At 50.4% G+C, this 254-nt stretch carries 1 protein-coding gene; it reads left to right on the top strand.

The features are described 5' to 3' along the window. Positions 1-254, top strand: a 254-nt coding sequence (locus Q4563_RS21135; protein WP_303605920.1) for a hypothetical protein, incomplete at both ends; no start/stop codon positions are given.

Below are 254 nucleotides of genomic sequence, written 5' to 3'. Positions count from 1 at the left end.
ATGTCACTCTGTACGGCAGTGCTTACACTGGTAAAGGCCTGGGCGTTTACACCGGTTTTGGTGTTGCAGGAGCTTATGGTGGGAAAAACTCCGATGCGGAAGATGGCAAGCTGGTACAACAAACCGGTTATACCGCCGCAGTGGCTTACCAGGTTAACGAAAAAACCAAACCCACCATTCGTATGGCTCACATTGGTGTCGATGATGACGCTGACAGCGAGCTGAATGCCATGAATGCCAACGTGATCTACAAC

It is taken from the genome of Gilvimarinus sp. 1_MG-2023 (genome assembly GCF_030548285.1).
The sequence above is the reverse complement of the archived record's forward strand: the minus strand, read 5'-3'. Positions and strand labels throughout refer to the sequence as shown.